We start from the raw sequence: 19,231 nt of genomic DNA on the forward strand, positions 1-19,231 counted from the left end.
CGGAGGGAAACATCATGAAATCGCTTATCCAGGCAGTTGCGCTTACGGCCCTGATCGCTGCGCCGGTCGCGTCGTTCGCGCAATCGGAACAGCCGATCACGCGGGCCGAAGTCAAGGCACAGGTGCAGCAACTCGAACAGATTGGCTATAACCCGGCCATCGTGCTCGATGCCCAGTATCCCGCGGACATCCAGGCGGCCGAGGCACGCGTCTCCGCGATGAACGCGAAGGGCCAAGGCGACACGTCTGGCTATGGGTCGTCGATGGGCGGATCATCGCAAGCGGGCCATCATCCGATGTGGGTCAATCCGGACGGTCAGTGACGAGTCGCGAACGTATGGCGAATGTCCGTAGCAAGGAAAGATTCCTGGGTTAACGGCCCTTTCCCCTCTTTGCGGTTTTCGCCGTTTCGAACCGATATGAAGCGGGCGCATGTTTTCAAGGCATGCGCCCGCTTTTTACGTTTATGCGGCACCAACAACGTACCGCTATTCCTGACGCCGCCGCGGATTCACCCAGCCCGTGCCTGCGGGCATTCGGCCTGATACCAGATGTCCACCTGCCTCTGCGCGCGCTCGAGACTCGCCGGATAGTCAGGATCAAAGCGTCGTTCAGGATGGTAGCCCGCTTGCCGCAGCGCTGTCAGTTCGCTCATGCTCCGCTGGTGCGTGGCCGGTGCCTTGTTCCTGAGATCGGTCAGATCGCGGCATTGCGTTGCACTCAGATGCGTTTGCGCGCCGCCATTCCCGCCGCCTGCGGCGCAGCCAACGAGCGTGAGCACCAACACGGCAGGGATCGACCGAATCTGGGTCGCGATGTTCATGTTGTGCCTCCTTTGGGGAAATGACCTCGTCGCGAATGCCGTCTTCCCACTCGGCCCTTCGCATCTCTGAGCCGGCTTATTCACCTGCCGTCATTTTCAATTATTGGAAACGTCTGTGAAAGTCGCCACCAATTTCATCTACCACGGTTTCGATACGGACATAGACTTTCCCCTGGTGAATGCCGATTCGCCTGCGCAACAGTTGGCCCGGCGTTATCCCCTCAACGAGGGAGCCGCTCCCTCTCACACCAAGGAGACATGCGATGCCCCGCACCGCCGCTGAAAAACGCGCCGCTTTCCGCGCGCTGCACTCGTCTGGCTGTTTCGTGCTGCCCAATCCGTGGGACGCGGGCAGCGCCCGTTATTTGCATACACTCGGCTTCAGGGCGCTCGCGACCACGAGTTCCGGTTTTGCGTGGTCGACCGGGCATGCGGACAACACGTTGCCGCGAGAAACGATCCTCGCGCACCTGCGCGCAATCGTCGACGCGACCGATCTGCCGGTCAACGCCGACTTCGAAAACGGCTTCGGCCGCGACCCGGAAGAAGTCGCCGAGAGCGTGACGCTCGCGGTGGAAACGGGCGTCGCGGGCCTGTCGATCGAGGACTCGACCGGCAACCCCGCCGCGCCGCTGTTTCCGGTCGACATCGCCGTGCAGCGGCTCAGCGCGGCGCGACGCGCGATCGATCAGAACGGCGGCGACACGCTGCTCGTCGGCCGCGCGGAGAATTTCTTCGCCGGCAAGCCCGATCTCGGCGATGCCATTGCCCGCCTGAAGGCCTATGCGGCGGCGGGCGCCGACTGCCTGTATGCGCCCGGCATCCAGACGCGCGAGCAGATCGAAGCGGTGGTCGCGGCCGTCGCGCCGAAGCCTGTCAATCTGCTGATCGGCTCGACATCGACCCTGACGTTGCAGGACGTGGCCGCGCTCGGCGTGCGGCGGATCAGCGTCGGCGGCGGGCTCGCGCGCGCGGCGTGGGGTGGCTTCATGCACGCCGCTCAGGCGCTGGCCGATGGCCGCTTCGACTTCACCGGCGCGACGGCGGGTACGCAGCTCAATGAGCTTTTCAATCGCAGCGCGTGAAAAACGCCGCGCAAAGGACGCCTCATCAACTCCAGATCGCCACGCTGCGTCGAACTCATCGGAAAAACCGTGACGTTTCCGATGAGAAAAGCGCACGAGCGCGTGAATCGGCGCACAAAGGCCCCGATCACGCCAAATGTTATGATCGGAAACATTATTCGCCCGATCAAGCGCATACCCGACCAGCAGCAGCCTCATGGACACCCACCTCACCAAATCCGCCGACACGTCCTCCACCGATCTCGGCCGGCGCGTGCGCGCCGCCCGTCAAGCGCAGGATCTGACGCTCGAAACCGCGAGCCGCCGATGCGGTGTCTCGCGCTCGACGCTGTCGAAAGTCGAAAACGGCCTGATGTCCCCCACGTTCGACGTGCTGCAAAAAATCGTGCTGGGCCTGAAGATCGAAATTGGCGAACTGTTCGGCTCGACGCCGAAAGTCAGCGCGAGCGGCCGGCGCGCGCTGACGCGCAAGAACGAAGGCCAGCGCCACGCTTATCGCGGCTATCAGATGGAGTTGCTCGCCACCGACCTGGCGCACAAGGCGATGCTGCCGTTTCGCATCCGCATCTCGGCGCACACGCTCGATGCATTCGACGACTGGGGCCGCCACGAAGGCGAGGAGTTTCTCTACGTGATCAGCGGCAGCGTGTGCCTCTATTCGGAGCTGTACGCGCCGACACATCTGAACGCAGGCGACAGCCTCTACTTCGACAGCCGCACGGGTCACGCGGCGGTGTCGACCAGCGAGGAAGACGCCGAAGTGCTGTGGATGGCGACCAGTGCGGACCTTCCGCATACACCGCCTGCCGCGAACGAGTCAGCGAAGAAATAGCGCGCCCTGCACGGCGCGCGCACTCAGCGCGCCGCCAGCGCTCGTTGCGCGAGTTGCGCGATATGCAGTGCGTGTCGCCCCGTACCGTGCTCGATCTGCTCGCGACAACTGAAGCCGTTGGTCAACACGATCGTTTCCGCATTCGCCGCCACAGCGTCGCGCACGGCCTCAAACATGTCCTCGCCGATCCTCTCCGACAACGCGTGATGCTCGACGTTGAAGCCAAACGATCCCGCCATCCCGCAGCAGCCGGTATCGAGCAGCCTCCATCTGACGCCGAGCTTGTTCAGCAACGCCGTGTCGCCCTGCATGCCGAATAGCGCTTTCTGATGACAATGGCCATGCACGATCACATCGGCCGCAAGCGTGGGCCACTCGAACGGCTGACGCGCGACGAAATCGGCAAACAGATACGTTTGCGCGGACAGCTTCTTCGCCAACGCATGATCGGGGAGTTGCTTCAGCATCTCGTCCTTGAACACCGATAGACAGCCAGGCTCCAGACCGACCAGCGGCACGCCGGCGGCGATGTCGTCCGCGAGGTCGTCGACGATATGCGTGAGCAGCTCGCGCGCGCGTTCGAGCAGGCCGAAGTCGTACAGCGGACGCCCGCAACACAAACGTTTCTTCGGTAACACGACGTGCCAGCCGAGTTGCGTGAGCACATCAGCGGCGGCCTGCGCGATCTCGGGCGTGAAGTGGTCGTTGAACGTGTCGACCCACAGGATCACCTTGTTTGCGTCGCCGCCGAGCGCATGAATCGCGGATGCTTGCGACGACGCACTCCGCCTATACGTTGCAGCGGCGAACCGCGGCAACGCACGCGTCTGTGCCACACCCGCGATCCATTTGCCGAGCGCGGACAAACCGGGCGCCGTCGTCAGAAAGTTTGTCACGCGCGGAAAACGCGCAGCCCACGGTGCCCATTCGCCGATCCGCCCCATGAACAGCGCCTGACGCGGCCGACGATTGTTCTCATAGTAGTGAGAAAGGAACTCCGCCTTGTACGACGCCATGTCCGTATGCGTCGGGCAATCCGACTTGCAGCCCTTGCATGCGAGGCAGGTATCGAGCGCTTCCTTCACTTCGCGGCTGTTCCAGCCATCGGCGATCACGTCGCCTTGCAGCATTTCCCAGAACAGATGCGCACGCCCGCGGGTCGAGTACTTTTCCTCGCGCGTGCCGCGATAGCTCGGACACATCGTGCCGCCTTCGAGCGAGCGGCATTTGCCCATCCCGATGCAGCGTTCGATCGCACGCTGAAAGCCGTCGCCCTCCTGGCTCGCGAACGCGAGCCTCGTATGCAGCGTCACCGGCTTGTACGCAGGGCCCATGCGCAGGTTTTCGTCGGCGCGGTATGCATGCACGACTTTGCCTGGATTCAGATGATTCGCCGGGTCCCAGATCGCCTTGAACTGCTCCATCGCCTGCATCAGCTCGGGGCCGTACATGATCGGCAGAAACTCGGCCTTCGCCTGGCCATCGCCGTGTTCGCCCGACAGCGAGCCGCCGAATTCGACCACCAGTTCCGCCGCTTCGCGCAAGAACCCGCGCCACGTCGCGATACCTTCCGCGCTGCGCAGATCGAACGTGATGCGCGCGTGCACGCAGCCGTCGCCGAAATGGCCGTACAGGCTCGTCTCGTAGCCATGGCGATCGACGAGCGCCTGAAACGCGCGCAGATAATCGCCGAGCCGCAGCGGATCGACCGCCGCGTCTTCCCATCCGACCACCGGATCGGGCTTGTCGCGATCCACTGACAACGCGATCGCCGACGCCCCCGTCTCGCGAATCGACCACACCTTCGCCTGCAAGGCGCGATCTGCGACGAGCATCGTCGAGATTTGCGGCCCGGCCGCGCCCGATTGGAAATACGCCGCCGCGTCGCGTGCCTGTTGCAGCACCTCGTCCTGCGTGTCCGCGCCGAATTCGAGCACGACCCACGCATCGCCTTCGGGCAGCAGTGCGATCTCGTCCTTCTTCAGGCCGCGAGCCTGTAAGCCGCGAATGATCGCGCGGTCGAGTCCCTCGACTGCGATCGGCCCGCAGCGCATGAAATGCGGCACCGCGTCCGCCGCCGTATAGATGTCCGTAAAGCCGACCACGACGATCACGCGCCTGGCCGGACTCTTCACGAGCCTCACTTTCGCCTGCAACGTGAGCGCGCACGTGCCTTCGCTGCCGACGAGCGCACGCGCGACGTTGAAGCCGTTTTCCGGCAGCAGTTGATCTAGATTGAAGCCCGACACGCGCCGCTTGATCTGCGGGAATTTCGCGCGAATCCGTTCGGCGTACGTGTCGCGCAGTTGCTTGAGCGCCGCGTAGATTTCGCCTTGTCGGCCACCCGCCGCGATGATGCGTTCGAGTTCTTCCCCGGAGGTCGGGCCGACCCAGAAACGCGCGCCGTCGAAGGTCGCGATTTCGAGCGCTTCGATGTTCTCGACGGTCTTACCGGCCATCACCGAATGCGCGCCGCACGAGTTGTTCGCGATCATGCCGCCGAGCGTGCAGCGGCTATGCGTGGCGGGATCGGGCGCGAACGTGAGGCCGTGCTGTTCGGCGGCATCGCGCAAGGAGTCGCACACCACGCCCGGCTCGACGACCGCGACGCCCGCGAGCGGATCGATCGAGACGACGCGGTTCAGATACTTGCTCGCATCGGCCACGACCGCGACGTTCACGCATTGGCCGTTCTGCGACGTGCCGCCACCGCGCGCGAGAAACGGCACGTCGTTGCGACGGCATGCGGCGAGCGTAGCGAGCAGATCGTCGATATCGGCCGGCACCACGACACCGATTGGGACTTGCCGATAGTTCGACGCATCCGATGCGTACAATGCTCTGGAACCCTGATCGAATCGCACCTCGCCGCGCACGTGCTGGCGCAGTTCGCTTTCGAGCGCCTGCAATAGCTCCGCGCTGGCCGAGAAAGGCGTGGCGACACGCGGTTCATTCAAAGTGCCCCGCTGCGCGCCAAGCCGCCGCTCTTCATCCAATGACAATGACGTCCCCACTGCGCACCTCGTCTGCGATGCCGGCGCTCGCGCCGCCGTATGCGCTCAGGCCGCCTGGCTCGCGGTCATCCGGAAGATGCCCTGTGCGTTGCCCGCGTCGAAACGCAGGTCCGTTTCCCAGCGGCGCGCGTCCTGATCGAAACTGCGCTTGCGCGTAATGAATTCGAAGAACGAGCCCGGCACGGCGCGCGTGACGACGCTGCCGTCGGCCGCGCGAAATTCACGCTGCACGACATCCGCGCGATACGCGGTCTGGAACACGCGCCCGGAACGCGAATGCTCGACTTCGGGCTTCATCGGCCGACCCTTCGCCTTCTGTTCGTCCGACAGCTTGAAGACGTCCGCGACGCGATCGGTCGCGTGATTGAACGCATTACCTTCGGTCGCGATCCACGCCATCTCCGCCGATTCCTTCAACAATACTTCGTAATCGGCTTCGTGTGGCATCTCGTGCTGACGCGCGAACGCACCGATGATCACCGGTAGCAACTCGTGCGCCGCATCGAGTGGCAGCACGCCATCGCGTTCGAGTTCCCACAAGAGGCCATGGGCGCGCGGCGTCAACGGATCGCGCGAGGCACCGATCACGTTCGTCACCGCCTGCTGGAACGCCGCGGAAAAACGCTCCGGGTGCAGTTCGCTGACGAAGAACTGCGCGATCTCGTCGGCGGCGTCCTCATGCGCCCACGCGCGGCCGGTCATGCCGAGATGATCGAGCGGGTAACGGCCGTCGATCCGAAAGCCGAGCGGCCGCAGGATGCGCGCGAACGCGGGCTCGCCGGGCGGCAGCGCGCCGTTATGCGGCCAGCGCACGGTGCGCAGCGCGCCATGATCGAAGTACACGCTACCGCCGGCGGCGACGGTTTCCTCCGTATAGCGGCGGCCGTTTTCCGAGCGCGCGAGCAGATCGTTGAACAGCGCCATGTTCATCGCCTGTGCGAGTTCGGCGCGCGTGACGCTGCCGCTCTCCCACTCGTTCAACACATGCGGATGATTCAGCGTCGCAAAAAGGCGCGCGGCTTTCTCCGCGCCCAGCAGCTTCACCAGCAGTTGTTCGACGTTCGCATTCTTCAAGTTTCGCATCCGGCTTCTCCACGCTATACGTTGAGCGCTGCACGAGCGCCTCATAACGGGCGAGATTATTCAAAACGCTCTGCGCCCCGTAAAGCGAGATAAACTCGCGACTTGATGCGTTTTTGGAATTAACGTGCGAAAGTTCAAGATTCCCAACATGGGCGCGCTGCTCGCGTTCGAAGCCGCCGCGCGGCACCAGAGCTTCACGCATGCGGCGCGCGAACTGTTCCTCACCGAAAGCGCGGTGTCGCGACAGATCAATACGCTCGAAAGCAATCTCGGCGTGCGGCTGTTCGTGCGCGTCAAGCAACGCGTGGTGCTGACGCGCGCGGGCAAGGTCTACAGCGCGCAGGTGAGACGCTCGCTCGAACACCTCGACCGCGACACGCTATCGATCATCGCGCACGGCAGCGGCGGCGGCTATCTGGAACTCGCGGTATTGCCGACGTTCGCATCACAATGGCTGATTCCGCGCATGGCCTCGTTCAACGAACAATACCCGGACGTGCGCGTGAACATGGGCGTGCGTACCGCGACGTTCCCGTTCGCCGAGACGCATTTCGAAGCGGCAATTCATTACGGCAAGCCGACGTGGCCGGGTACATCGGCCGATTTTCTCTTCTGCGAGGAAGTGGTGCCGATCTGCGCGGCGAATCTGCTGAAGCGGCCGGTCCGCAACGTCGCCGAATTACTTCACTATCCGCTGCTGCATTCGACGACGCGACCCGACGGCTGGGCGACCTGGTTCGCGAATTTCGGCGTCGACGTCAACCGCACGATGCAGGGCGTGCGCTACGAACTGCACACGATGCTGATCAGCGCGGCCGCGGCCGGACTCGGCATTGCGCTGGTGCCGCGCTTTTTCGTCGACACGCAGTTGCGGCAGTTCGGTCTCGTGATTCCGTTCGACACACCCGCGCTCGCCGAGGCCGCGTACTACCTTGTCTATCCGACCGAGTTGAGTCACGGCAAGCCGCTCGCGAGTTTCCGCGAGTGGCTGCTGCGCGAGGCCGCCGCATACGGCGCGATTTATCCGGAGTTGGTGGAGCGGCCCGAGGGGGCGTGAGGTGACGAAAGCCGCATGCGGAAGTGATCCAATCACGCATGCGACTACGCGCAGTGTTCAGCTGCCCGTGCGCGCCTGGGCCAATGCGGCGAGATTGCCTTCGCCGAAGCCATGATGCCCGTGGCGCTGCACGATCTCGAAGAAGATCTCGCCGGCGCGGCGGCGCACGAAGGTCTGGAAAAACAGCAGCGGCACGCCGTCCGTGCCGATCTCGCCATCTACGAGCACATGCGTGCGCCGCAGTCGTTCGACATCGAGCCCGTGTCCCGGCAAACGTGCATCGAGCTGCTCGTAGTAGCGCGGCGGCGGCTCGACGAATTCGACGCCGTTCGCGAGCAGACGCTCGACGCACGCGAGGATGTCGTCGGTGGCGAGCGCAATGTGCTGCACGCCTTCGCCCGGATGATCGGGCAGATACTCGTGCATCAGGTTCGTCCGGCCCGTGCCTTCCTCGTACAGCGGCACGCGGATCGCGCCGCACGGCGACACCATCACGCGCGATTCCGCCGCCACGTGCCAGTTGGCGTGCAGCTCGTGGATCTCGCGGAAATTCAGCAGGTCGCGATAGAAGTCGATCCACTCCTGCATGCGGCCTTCACCAACGGTTTGCGTCAGATGATCGACCGCGACCAGGCCGCTGCCCGCGTGATTCAGATCGGCTGCGGCCGTGTCGATTTCGACGGGCCGGAAGTCGATGTCGAAGATCGAGATATCGCCGAGGCCACCGCGCTGACCGCCTTGCCCGCGCCAACGATCGACGAAATAGATGTGCGAATCGCCGATGCCTTGAATGGCCGGGATCAACAGTTCGCCGGCACCGAGGCGTTCGCCTTCGAACGCCCACGCGCCGAGTTCCACCGCGCGTTCGAACGCGCGCTGTGCGTCGGCGACGCGAATCCCGATCGCGCAGATGCCGACCCCGTATTCTTCCGCGTAGCGTGCTGCGAACGAATCGGGCTCCGCGTTGATCAGGAAATTCATCTCGCCCTGGCGATACAGCGTCACATCCTTGCTGATATGACGCGCGATCGCCTTGAAGCCGAGCCGCGTGAAGGTCTCGCCGAGCGCCTGCGGATCGCGCGCGGCGAACTCGACGAACTCGAGGCCCGCCGTGCCGAGCGGATTGTGCTCCGGCGCCAATACGGCGCGCTGCGCGGCCTCTGGAGTGGGCAAGTCGCTGGGCATGGCAATCTCCTTGTACGGTCTTTCGATGCGGGGCCGGTCTTTCCGGGTTCGGCGCGAAGTGTTCCGGTCGTTCACGAGGGGCTGCGTGGTGCGTGCTCGCTAGTGCCGTGCACGCGGCGTGCCGCAGGGACAACGGTCTGTGGCGGCTTTCGCACCGTGTTTTTACACCGGGTCGCGGGGCGTTCGCAAGCTTCCTTTTGTACTGGTTGGTTCATATGTCGAACGGCACGCCGCTGGTGCTCGCGGGCATGCGTGCGGCAGGCGGGCGTGTCAGTCGAGCGGCGCGTCCCCTGGGCTGCCTTTGCGCGCCGTTTTGCCGACGGCTTTACCGATGCCTTTGCCCGCATCCTTGCCCGACACCGCCGCCATTCTGCCCCGCGCGACCTCGCGCACCGCCTCGATGAACGCGCGTCCCACCGCCGACGGCTGTGTATCCGAGCGACGAATCAGCCCCACCGGCTCGCCGGTGCCCGCAAACGGCAGCGGCAAGCGCGCCAGCATGCCGTGCGCGAGTTCGTATTCGACCGCGCTTTGCGGCACGAACCACACCGCGCCGTTTTCGAGCGTCAGCGCGCGCCCCGTCGATACCGACAACACCTCGACGAACGCCGACAACGGCGGCACGCCCCACGCGCCGAGCAGGCTCTCGGCCGATTGGCGGATCAGCGTGCCGAACGGCGGCAGCACGATCGGAAACTCCTCCAGCGACGTGGCGGGCAAGGCCTTCCCTTGCGCTAGCGGATGCCCGGCGCGCACGACCGCGATCAGCGGCTCGGTAAACAGTTGCTCGAAACTCAGGCCGACCATCCGCTCCGGGTCCGCGAGGCGGCCGATCGCCAATTCGATCGACCCCGCTTTCAGGCGTTCGAGCAATTCCGGATTTGCGCCGGTCGCGAGGCGCACGATTACGCGCGGCCACTGCGTCGCGAACTGTCTCAGCACGGGCGGTACCAGCACCGCGGCGACAGTGGGCAGCACGCCGACTTCGAGCGTCGCGGCGGCCGCGCCCTCGGCCCGCGCAAGCAGATCGACGCCCTGGCGCAGCGCGCTCACGCAGGCGCTCGCGTGCGGCATGAAAAGCTGCCCCTCGCGCGTCTGCACCGCGCCGTGACGGCCGCGCTCGAACAGCTTCACGCCGAGAATGGTCTCCAGCTCGGCGACCGTCTTCGATACCGCCGGCTGCGTGATGGACAAACTGTCCGCTGCCCGCTGAACGCTGCCGAACTGCGCGACGGCCAGAAAGCACTGGAGATGACGGAATTTGACGCGGCTATCCGCGAGACTGCGTTGCATAACGGAAGGTTATACGAAACGGGCAAAAACGTCATTTTTCATAACCACACGTTTTGTATAAAGTGCCAGTCATAACGTCGCATCCCCGATTCCTCCAACGGAGACACCTCATGGAAGATTCAATCCTTTCGCCGCGAGATTTCGCGTCCCATCCCGAGTACATCTATCCGCCGTACGGTTCGTCGGTCAAACGCGGTCCGTCGCGTCCGCTGATTCCGCTGAAGGAACGGCTGCGCGACCAGCGCGTGCCGGTCTACGGCACCGACGACCTCGACCCGCTCGACAGCGACCTGACCCGCAACGCGGTGCGCAATGGCGAACCGCTCGGCGAGCGCATCATCGTGACGGGCCGCGTGCTCGACGAAGGCGGCCGCCCGGTGCGCAACACGCTGGTGGAAGTCTGGCAAGCGAATGCCGCCGGCCGCTATGTGCACAAGGCCGACCAGCACGACGCGCCGCTCGACCCGAACTTCCTCGGCGCGGGCCGCTGCATCACCGACAACGAAGGCCGTTACCGCTTCATGACCATCAAGCCGGGCGCGTATCCGTGGGGCAACCATCCGAACGCCTGGCGTCCGCAGCACATCCATTTCTCGCTGTTCGGCGACCACTTCGGCTCGCGTCTCGTCACGCAAATGTACTTTCCCGGCGATCCGCTGCTCGCATTCGACCCGATCTACCAGGGCACGCCCGAGCACGCCCGTGAGCGCATGATCTCGAAGTTCTCGCTCGACACCACGCAAGAGGCCTACGCGCTCGGCTACGATTTCGACATCGTGCTGCGCGGCCCGAACGAAACCCCCCTGGAGCGCTAAGCCATGACGACTCTCAAGCAAACGCCTTCGCAAACCGTTGGTCCGTACTTCGCCTACGGTCTTTGCCCGCAGCAATACGATTTCGACTTCAAGAGCCTGTTCACGAACGTTCTGGCCGACATGCAAGCGGCCGGCGAGCACATCACGATCGTCGGTCAGGTGTTCGACGGCGACGGCAAGGTGATCGGCGACGCGATGATCGAGATGTCGCAAGTCGACTCGAACGGCCACTATCCGGAATCGCGCGAAGAAATCCTGAAGACCGGCTTTCACGGCTTTGCGCGCGTCGGTACGGGCACGGATCCGCACAAGCGCTTCATCGTCGAGACGGTGAAGCCGGGCCGCGCGAATCCCGACGAAGCGCCGCACATCGACGTAATCCTGACGATGCGCGGCATGCTGCTGCACACGTTCACCCGCATCTATTTCGAGGACGAAGCGCAGGCGAACGAGCAGGACGCCGTGCTCGCGTCGGTGCCGGCCGAGCGCCGTAATACGCTGATCGCGCGCCGCGTTGCCGGTACGGCCAACGTGTATCGCTTCGACATCCACATGCAGGGCGAGCAGGAAACCGTGTTTTTCGACCTGTGATGCGCGATTCGTCGCGAGACTCCGAGCAGTAAAGATCGAGCCCGCCTTGCGCGGGCTTTTTTTCGCACGGCCGTTTCGCGGTGCGCCTGCGCGCGCTCAGCAGCGGAAATGATCGATGCTTTGTCCGGCGTGAATCGCGCGCGCGAGCCACGCCGGTTTATCGCCGCGACCGTCCCACTTGTTACCGAACGCGTCGCGATACAGCACTGCGGCCACGGCGTTCGCATCGGCTTCGAGCGATTCGGACAGCGCTTCGAGTGTGATGCCGTGGTCGTCCATGCGTCGGCGGATCCACGCGATCATGCGCTCGCGCAGGTTCTCGTCGCGTTCGAACAGTCGATGTTGTCCTTCTCGTTCTTTCATAACGTATTGGTGTCGCAGCTCTTGCTGGCATTAGACAAACGGGCAACTCGCATGACAACACGAGGCTCGTGCGTAATTCAATTTGAATGGAAGCAATTCGACGAATTCACGCGATCCATGCAAATGCGTGAAAACCCGCATTTGCAAGTGATGCCTGTCAGATCCTGAATTAAAGCGCCTGAGTTGAAGCGCTGGAATCAAGCGAATCGGCTACTCGAAAGATCGGCGTGGCTCGAATTGCGCCGGTGTTTCGCGTCGCGCGTCGCCTCGTTGTGACGAGGGAGCTTCCGCGTATGGAAAGTCATTCTGGCATTCGATGTATTTTGCCCGCAGCAAAGAACTTTTTCTAATTGCACTGATTGCACGGCTTCCGAGTTTTCGGTATTCGTGGCTTCCTCCGCGCAATTGGCGGACAATGCGAGACCCGGTATTCGCCAGAACTTCTGGCAACGGCCCGACATCAGGAGACATGACCATGCCCGCCTCGACCGCCATCCTCACGATCCTCGCCGCGCTGCTATTGGGCGCGATGAGTCCGGGGCCCAGCTTCGTCATCGTCGCACGCAATGCGATCGGTCTGTCGCGCGGCGACGGTCTTGCGACAGCGCTCGGCATGGGCATCGGCGGTGTGTTTTTTAGCGGCATAGCGCTGCTCGGGCTCTATACGCTGCTCGCGACGGTCGAATGGCTCTACGTCGGGCTGAAAGTGGCCGGCGGCGTCTACCTGGTCTATCTGGCGTCGAAAATCTGGCGCGGCGCCGCCAAGCCGCTCGCATTCAGCGAAACGCAAACCGGCAGCGGCGGCAATCCGCGCAAGTCGTTCTGGATCGGCTTGAGCACGCAGCTCAGCAATCCGAAAACGGCTGTCTATTACGGCAGCATCTTCGCTGCGCTGCTGCCGCAGCATCCGCCGGTGTGGTGCTATTTCGCGCTGCCGCCGGCGATCTTCGCGATCGAGGCGGGCTGGTACACGATCGTCGCACTGTGCTTTTCAAGCCAACGGCCGCGCGAAATCTATCTGCGCTGGAAGGCGTGGATCGATCGCATCGCCGCGAGCGCGGTGACCGCGCTGGGCCTGCGGCTGATTTTTAACGCGCACAAGATGGGAATTTGACGGCAACACGAAGCGGCGCGCACCGTCGTGACTCGATGCGCGCCACTCGCGCCGCCCTGAATCAGCGGTAATCGCAGCGCGTTACCCTTTCCCCTCCGCCTTGATCCGCGCGCGCAACTCGAACTTCTGGATCTTCCCCGTCGACGTCTTGGGCAACTCGCCAAAGCGCACCGCCTTCGGCAACTTATAGCCGGCCAGAAACAGCCGGCAATGCGCGATGATTTCCTCCTCGGTCACCTGCGCGCCTTCCTTCAACTCGATGAACGCGCACGGCACCTCGCCCCACTTCGGATCGGCCATCGCGACCACCGCCGCCACCGACACCGCAGGATGCCGGTACAGCGTGTCCTCGACCTCGATGCTCGAAATGTTCTCTCCGCCCGAAATGATAATGTCCTTGCTGCGGTCGCGGATGCGGATATAGCCGTCGGCCGTGCGCACGCCGAGATCGCCGGTATGGAACCAGCCGCCTTTGAAAGCAGCTTCGGTCGCGCGCTCGTTCTTCAGATAACCCTTCATGCAGATGTTGCCGCGAAACATGATCTCGCCGATCGTTTCGCCGTCGTCCGGCACCGGCGCGAGCGTGTCGGCATCGAGCACCGCGACTGCCGCCTGCAGGTGATAACGCACGCCCTGGCGCGCGGTCAGGTCGGCGCGGATTTGATCGTCGAGCGCGTCCCATTCGTCCTGCTTCGCGCAGACGGCCGCCGGCCCGTAGGTTTCGGTAAGCCCGTACACGTGCGTCAGATCGAAGCCGATCTGCTTCATCTTCGCGATCACCGCGGGCGGCGGCGCGGCGCCCGCGACCATCGTCGACACGCGATGCGTGATGCCCCCACGCCATTCGGCCGGCGCATTGACGAGCGAACTCTGCACGATCGGCGCGCCGCAGTAATGCGTGATGTGTTCGCGGCGAATCAACTCGAACACCATCTTCGCGTCGAACTTGCGCAGACAGACGTTGACGCCCGCGCGGGCGGCCACCGTCCAAGGAAAGCACCAGCCGTTGCAGTGGAACAGCGGCAACGTCCACAGATAGACCGCGTGCTTCGGCATGTCCCATTCGAGGATGTTGCTCAGCGCGTTCAGATATGCGCCACGGTGATGGTAGACGACGCCCTTCGGGTCACCGGTCGTGCCCGATGTGTAGTTCAGCGCGATCGCGTCCCATTCGTCGGCGGGCGGAGTCCACTCGAAGGAAGGGTCGCCGGTTTGCAGGAACTGCTCGTAGTCCGTCGCGCGAATGAACTGCGCAGCGTCGGCGGGCTGCGCGTCGGCCACGCTGATCACGCGGAGCTCCGGGAATTCTAGCGCCGCGCGATGTGCGAACTCGCCGTATTCGGTGTCGACGATCAGCGCCTTCGCCTCACCGTGGCGCAGCATGAACAGCAGCGTCGCGACGTCGAGCCGCGTGTTCAGTGTATTCAGCACAGCGCCGGCCATCGGCACGCCGAAGTGCGCCTCGACCATCGGCGGGATGTTCGGCAGCAGCGCGGCGACCGTGTCGCCGCGGCCGATGCCGGCCTCGCGCAGCGCGCTCGCGAGCCGCCGCGCACGCTCATAGGTCTCGCGCCAGTTGCGGCGGATCTCCCCATGGACGATCGCGAGCCGCTCGCCATACACCTGCGCTGCGCGCACGAGGAAATCGATCGGCGTCAACGGGACATAATTGGCCTCGCGCCGCCCGAGGCCTTCGTCGAACATCTGCTGTGTCATTGCTTCGTCTCCTGAGGCGCGAGCCGCGCCGCCGATTGTTGTGATCGTGTTCTATGAATGAACCAGGGCCTACACGCTGTCGGGCGTGACGCCGGGCGGCTGGTTTGGCGAAGGCGGCGTGATCAAGCGCGAATTGCGCAAATACGACGTGGCCGCGATTCGGCCGTCGCTCGTGATGTTCGTGCCGTCCGCGACCTTCCATACCTTACTCGAATCGAGTCTGCCATTCACGGGCTTCGTGATCCGGCAATTGAACAACCGGATGGAGGAATTCATCGCGTCGATCCAGAATAGCCGGCTGCTCGACATGGACGCGCGCGTCGCGCAATCGCTCGCGTAGCTTTTCAATCTGGATCTGTATCCGGACACAGGTCGCACACTGGCGATTTCACAGGAAGGGGTCGGTCTGCTCGCGGGAGCGTCGCGGCAGCGCATCAATCAGATGCTGCAGAACCTCGGGAAGCTGGGGATTTTGCGACTGTCATATAACCGGATCGAGGTGCTCTATCTCGAGCGGCTGGCTGCGTACGGGCGGGGAACAGATTTAGCGGCGCGACTGACGCTCCCTACCCGGCGCGCACGCCGCTCTGCGCGTCGCGCGCGTTTCGAGAGCGTCGTCGGTCCTGAACAGCGCGAGCATGATCGCGCTCAACACGCCCGTTTTTTTCCAGCGCAGATAGTAGCGATGCGCGGTCTGGTACGGGACGTAGTGCTCGGGCATTGCGCTCCACGGCGCGCGCGCGTGCAGCACCCACATCACGCTATTGAGCACATGGCGAATTTCGATCGGCGGACGACCACGGCGCGGGCCGTCATCATGCAAGGTTTCAGGTAACAACGGCGCGACCCGCCGCCATTGATCGTCGGTCAGCTCCTGAACGACTGGCGAGGTCGCGATGCATTCGGAAGGTGGGCTGTTCATGCGTGAAAGCGCACGCGTAAAACGCGTGTTGGCGTCGCTCCGAAAGTCGTGTCGATACGTCAATTCGCTCAAGACTACTCGAAGCTTGCCTGGGACAAAGTCAACTTTTGTCACAAGAACGGTGCAATTGGCGAAAATTGCAATAGGTTATTGCGCGAAAGCGCTGATGGCGCTGCGCGAGCGTTGATCTACCATCGGCGCGGGCAACATGTACGGCTTCACGCTGTCGTACGTGGCGGGTCCGCTATCGGTCGCGGCCGTCGTGCAGCATAACAGCGACAACAGCAATCACAAGCAGACCATCTTCAACGCGAACGCGGTCCATGCGTTCAGCTCGACGAAGCTGCACGTCGGCTATCTGCATTCGAAGGACGACACCGGCTTCGTCGACAGCGCGCTCGCGCAGCAGACGCTCGTGCCAGGCGTCGATATCGTCAAGGGCTCGGGTCGCATCGACAACGGACCGTTCGCCGGCGTCACGTGGCAGGCCACGCGCGCTGACGCTGACGGGCGCCGCGTACTACGACGACATGTCGAACGCGGCGATCGGCGCTGGTCAGCTCGGCAGTGGCTATCGCTACACGTTCGTCGCACTGGCCGAGTACGCGCTGTCGAAGCGCACCGAGGTGTATGGCACCGTTGATTTCGACAAGGTGTCGGGCGCGGCGTCGGTCGAACTGCCGGGCCGCGACAACCAGACCGGCGTTGCGCTCGGTTTGCGGACAATTTTCTAAATCGTTTCACGTCGTCATGGCAAAACGGGCGTCCCCAGGGACGCCCGTTTTTTTCGCCTCGCATACGGAAACCGGCTCACCGGTCTGCCGCGCGCATAAAAAAAGGTGCCGCGAACGGCACCTTTCTGTACTACAGGCAGCTTCTGCTGAAGCTTAGAAGCGGTGACGCAGACCGACCGTAGCAGCCGTCTGGTTCTTCGACGACGAGGTCGGAACCGTGTTGTCGCCGCTGTAGATCGAAGCCACGCCGCCGTCACCCATTGCGTGCTGGTACACAGCCTGAGCGTAGACGTCGGTGCGACGCGACAGCGAGTAGTCAGCCTGCAGGCCGATCTGGTGGTAACGGGTCTTCATGTCGTTACCGTCGGCGTTGATGCCGTAGCCGCGCGCGTCGGTGAACGTGTACGCGACGCCGAGAGCCATAGCCGGCGTCACGTTGTACTTGCCGTTGATTTCGTAGTTGTTGGTGTGGCCTTGACGCTGACCAGGAGCTGCACCAACCAGGTTGTCGACGCGCGATTGCGTCCAGGCCACGCCAACCAGCGCCGGGCCGAAGCCGTACGAAGCGCCTGCGCCGAACTGACGCTGACGGAAGTCGCCTTGCAGCACGCCCGCGGTGTTCGCCAGAACGCCGTCCGATGCGCCGCTTGCGTTAGCAGCCGGGTTGTTTTGCTGAGCGTAGGCAGCACCGAGGTGCAGGCCTTGCCACTGGTATGCGGCGCCCAAGCTGTACTGACGGTTGTTTGCGAAGCCACCAGCCTGGTTCGAGAAGCCGTACGTGCCGCCGAACGTGAAGCCAGCGTAGTTAGCGCTCGAGTACTTGACCGAGTTGTTGACCGACAGACCACCGTTGGTGTTCAGGTTGTCGTTGTTGAACGGGTGCGCGAAGTACGTGCCGCCCCAGCTGCCCGTTGCGGTCAGCGGTGCGAGGTAGTCCTGCGCTGCGTCGTACTGGCGACCCAGCGTGACCGTACCGAATTGCGAGCTCGACAGACCGACGAAGGCCTGACGGTTGAACATGCCGTTGTTGTTAGCGAACTTGCCGTTGTTGATGTTGAAGCCGCTTTCCAACGTGAAGATTGCCTTCAGACCGCCGCCCAGATCTTCCGAACCACGCAGGCCGAACATGCTCTGGTTGATGCCGCCGCTACCTGCTGCCCACTTGGAGTTGTGGGCAACGTTGCTGGTGTACGTCAGACCTGCGTCGAGCAGACCGTACAGGGTCACGCTGCTTTGTGCGTGAGCAGCGACCGAAGCGAACGATGCGGCAGCCGCAACGACGATGAGACTCTTTTTCATGGGAACTCCAATTCGAAAAATTTATACGGGGAGCAGGACCCGCCTCAGCAGCCGATGCATCGCATTTGCCGCCACCCGCTTGGCCGAACCGTGGGGATCGACCGGGCACCCTTGAAGCGAAGCGTGAGTGTAGGGGGACACCCTGGTACCGACGCAGGTAATTCACGCAACAGGATTTTTCGAAATTCGCAACAATGTCGGTGCCGATAGGTATAACTTCTTGTTTTTCCATCGTTTATTGCAAGATCTAGGTGCCGGATCGCCAGCTCCAGCCAAAACGAATTTGCAACGCGTCAATATCCTAAGTTGTGCGTTTGCAACAGTACTTTAATACGCGTGACGTAATCGGGTCGGAGCAAGTTGACGAAAAGACCGGCCGATATTTTTTGTAATCGAATGGTGGAAGGGACGGTTTTCCGCGTCGTTTGAGATTTATTTTCGGAGCGCCGGAACTTAATAGAGTTAATGCAGTCTTCCTCGCGCATACACCAATTAATGGTTTCCGGCGAGGCGATTAACTCGTCGACTCACCAAGACGGCTTATTCACCTAGTCTTTATTGACCGACGCAAACAATCGCCGCCGCCCCGGGCAGCGCAAGGGTCCGGGCTCGCCGCGTCGAATCAGCATTCAGTATTGAGAGACTGCCATTGCGGCGGTCTTCTAATTGCTCGCTTTAGCGAGCACCCTCTGTCACGCCTCTATAAGATGCGCGCGCGATTCAAAAAAGCCTTCAGCACGGGCGTTGCCCGGAGGTAAATTGCGACGCCGGCCGCCGCGTGACAAGGCCCGCGCTGAAAGCGGACGGCGTGCATCAACAAGCCTTCCGCATTCAATCAACGGCGGGGTGGCGCCCGTTTTTACACGGATTTTCCCTGATTACGCGGGGTCACCGCTTATGGCTGGCGCGGAGTGCGCTTAAGCGCCTCCTCGTCCTCGGGCGAGGAACCCGGCGCGAGCGGGTCGGTGTCGGGAGGTGTGTCGGGCAACGGACGCGGCTCGCCGTTGGGTTCATCGAGCGGCTGATTAGGAGGAGCGGCGGGATCGATGGTTGGATCGGTTTGCAGGGCGGCCTCCAGGTGGATGGGAACGTCTCCCTACGCTGGGTGCGCAACGGCTATTCCCGCGATCGCGTCCGGCGCTCGATGAACGGCGAGGCAGGCGCCGCTTTCAGCCGCCCGAACGTGCGAGCACCGCGCCGCCCAGCTCGCTTAGCGACGCCGTCTGTAGAAATTGCGCTGACTCGAAACGGAATTTGCAACGCCCGACAACTCAGTGACCCTCCGGGCGCGAGTTCGCCACCTCA

General features: G+C 63.2%; 16 protein-coding genes and 2 pseudogenes. 9 read left to right on the top strand and 9 right to left on the bottom strand.

From position 1 onward, the window contains the following. Window positions 1–14: 14 nt before the first annotated feature. On the top strand, window positions 15–323 hold the full coding sequence (locus tag OKW44_RS11835) for a DUF4148 domain-containing protein (RefSeq protein WP_018424216.1): 309 nt from the start codon (window positions 15–17) through the stop codon (window positions 321–323). 188 nt (window positions 324–511) lie between these two features. Here the strand turns inward: OKW44_RS11835 and OKW44_RS11840 are convergent, their stop codons facing one another. Then, a complete protein-coding gene (locus tag OKW44_RS11840; RefSeq protein ID WP_018424215.1) occupies window positions 512–823 on the bottom strand; it encodes a hypothetical protein in 312 nt (103 codons plus the stop codon). 263 nt (window positions 824–1,086) lie between these two features. Between OKW44_RS11840 and OKW44_RS11845 the strand changes: the two genes are divergently transcribed. Next, window positions 1,087–1,908 (top strand): isocitrate lyase/PEP mutase family protein, encoded by an 822-nt coding sequence (locus OKW44_RS11845; RefSeq protein ID WP_018424214.1) that lies wholly within the window; start codon window positions 1,087–1,089, stop codon window positions 1,906–1,908. Window positions 1,909–2,104: 196 nt separating this feature from the next. After that, window positions 2,105–2,740, top strand: coding sequence for a helix-turn-helix domain-containing protein (locus OKW44_RS11850; protein ID WP_018424213.1), 636 nt, complete (start codon window positions 2,105–2,107; stop codon window positions 2,738–2,740). Between the two features lie 23 nt (window positions 2,741–2,763). On the opposite strand, the gene OKW44_RS11855 is transcribed toward OKW44_RS11850, so the two are convergent. Both OKW44_RS11855 and OKW44_RS11860 read right to left on the bottom strand, forming a co-directional pair. Further along, window positions 2,764–5,754, bottom strand: coding sequence for an FAD-binding and (Fe-S)-binding domain-containing protein (locus tag OKW44_RS11855; protein WP_026226480.1), 2,991 nt, complete (start codon window positions 5,752–5,754; stop codon window positions 2,764–2,766). A gap of 45 nt (window positions 5,755–5,799) precedes the next feature. Then, window positions 5,800–6,837, bottom strand: a complete 1,038-nt coding sequence (locus tag OKW44_RS11860) for a DUF1338 domain-containing protein (protein ID WP_018424211.1) — start codon at window positions 6,835–6,837, stop codon at window positions 5,800–5,802. 124 nt (window positions 6,838–6,961) lie between these two features. On the opposite strand from OKW44_RS11860, the gene OKW44_RS11865 reads away from it, so the two are divergent. Continuing rightward, a complete protein-coding gene (locus tag OKW44_RS11865) occupies window positions 6,962–7,894 on the top strand; it encodes a LysR substrate-binding domain-containing protein (RefSeq protein WP_026226478.1) in 933 nt (310 codons plus the stop codon). Window positions 7,895–7,951: 57 nt separating this feature from the next. Here OKW44_RS11865 and OKW44_RS11870 read toward each other — a convergent pair whose 3' ends face one another. Both OKW44_RS11870 and pcaQ read right to left on the bottom strand, forming a co-directional pair. Next, window positions 7,952–9,079, bottom strand: a complete 1,128-nt coding sequence (locus OKW44_RS11870; RefSeq protein WP_018424209.1) for a 4-hydroxyphenylpyruvate dioxygenase family protein — start codon at window positions 9,077–9,079, stop codon at window positions 7,952–7,954. A 270-nt stretch (window positions 9,080–9,349) separates the two neighbouring features. Further along, on the bottom strand, window positions 9,350–10,372 hold the full coding sequence (gene pcaQ / locus OKW44_RS11875) for a pca operon transcription factor PcaQ (RefSeq protein WP_018424208.1): 1,023 nt from the start codon (window positions 10,370–10,372) through the stop codon (window positions 9,350–9,352). A 110-nt stretch (window positions 10,373–10,482) separates the two neighbouring features. Here pcaQ and pcaH point away from each other — a divergent pair, with 110 nt between their 5' ends. Together pcaH and pcaG are read left to right on the top strand one after the other, a co-directional pair. Then, window positions 10,483–11,187: a protocatechuate 3,4-dioxygenase subunit beta gene (gene pcaH, locus OKW44_RS11880; RefSeq protein WP_018424207.1), complete on the top strand. Its 705-nt coding sequence runs from the start codon at window positions 10,483–10,485 to the stop codon at window positions 11,185–11,187. 3 nt (window positions 11,188–11,190) lie between these two features. Further along, the gene (gene pcaG / locus OKW44_RS11885; protein WP_018424206.1) at window positions 11,191–11,778 is read left to right on the top strand and encodes a protocatechuate 3,4-dioxygenase subunit alpha; all 588 of its coding nucleotides are present in this window, start codon (window positions 11,191–11,193) and stop codon (window positions 11,776–11,778) included. 96 nt (window positions 11,779–11,874) lie between these two features. Here the strand turns inward: pcaG and OKW44_RS11890 are convergent, their stop codons facing one another. Then, window positions 11,875–12,141 (bottom strand): H-NS family nucleoid-associated regulatory protein, encoded by a 267-nt coding sequence (locus OKW44_RS11890; protein WP_018424205.1) that lies wholly within the window; start codon window positions 12,139–12,141, stop codon window positions 11,875–11,877. A 475-nt stretch (window positions 12,142–12,616) separates the two neighbouring features. Between OKW44_RS11890 and OKW44_RS11895 the strand changes: the two genes are divergently transcribed. Beyond that, window positions 12,617–13,255: a LysE family translocator gene (locus OKW44_RS11895; RefSeq protein WP_018424204.1), complete on the top strand. Its 639-nt coding sequence runs from the start codon at window positions 12,617–12,619 to the stop codon at window positions 13,253–13,255. An 81-nt stretch (window positions 13,256–13,336) separates the two neighbouring features. On the opposite strand, the gene OKW44_RS11900 is transcribed toward OKW44_RS11895, so the two are convergent. Next, window positions 13,337–14,971: an acyl-CoA synthetase gene (locus tag OKW44_RS11900; RefSeq protein WP_018424203.1), complete on the bottom strand. Its 1,635-nt coding sequence runs from the start codon at window positions 14,969–14,971 to the stop codon at window positions 13,337–13,339. A gap of 64 nt (window positions 14,972–15,035) precedes the next feature. On the opposite strand from OKW44_RS11900, the pseudogene OKW44_RS11905 reads away from it, so the two are divergent. Beyond that, window positions 15,036–15,503: pseudogene (locus OKW44_RS11905) on the top strand (Crp/Fnr family transcriptional regulator); the annotation flags it as partial. 12 nt (window positions 15,504–15,515) lie between these two features. Here OKW44_RS11905 and OKW44_RS11910 read toward each other — a convergent pair. After that, window positions 15,516–15,893: a transposase gene (locus OKW44_RS11910; RefSeq protein ID WP_051103867.1), complete on the bottom strand. Its 378-nt coding sequence runs from the start codon at window positions 15,891–15,893 to the stop codon at window positions 15,516–15,518. A gap of 193 nt (window positions 15,894–16,086) precedes the next feature. On the opposite strand from OKW44_RS11910, the pseudogene OKW44_RS11915 reads away from it, so the two are divergent. Beyond that, window positions 16,087–16,627, top strand: a pseudogene (locus OKW44_RS11915) (porin); the annotation flags it as partial. Window positions 16,628–16,780: 153 nt separating this feature from the next. Here the strand turns inward: OKW44_RS11915 and OKW44_RS11920 are convergent. Next, window positions 16,781–17,926 (bottom strand): porin, encoded by a 1,146-nt coding sequence (locus OKW44_RS11920; RefSeq protein WP_018424200.1) that lies wholly within the window; start codon window positions 17,924–17,926, stop codon window positions 16,781–16,783. Window positions 17,927–19,231 lie beyond the last annotated feature (1,305 nt).

The organism is Paraburkholderia lebeckiae, from assembly GCF_050436325.1.
GTDB lineage: Bacteria > Pseudomonadota > Gammaproteobacteria > Burkholderiales > Burkholderiaceae > Paraburkholderia > Paraburkholderia tuberum.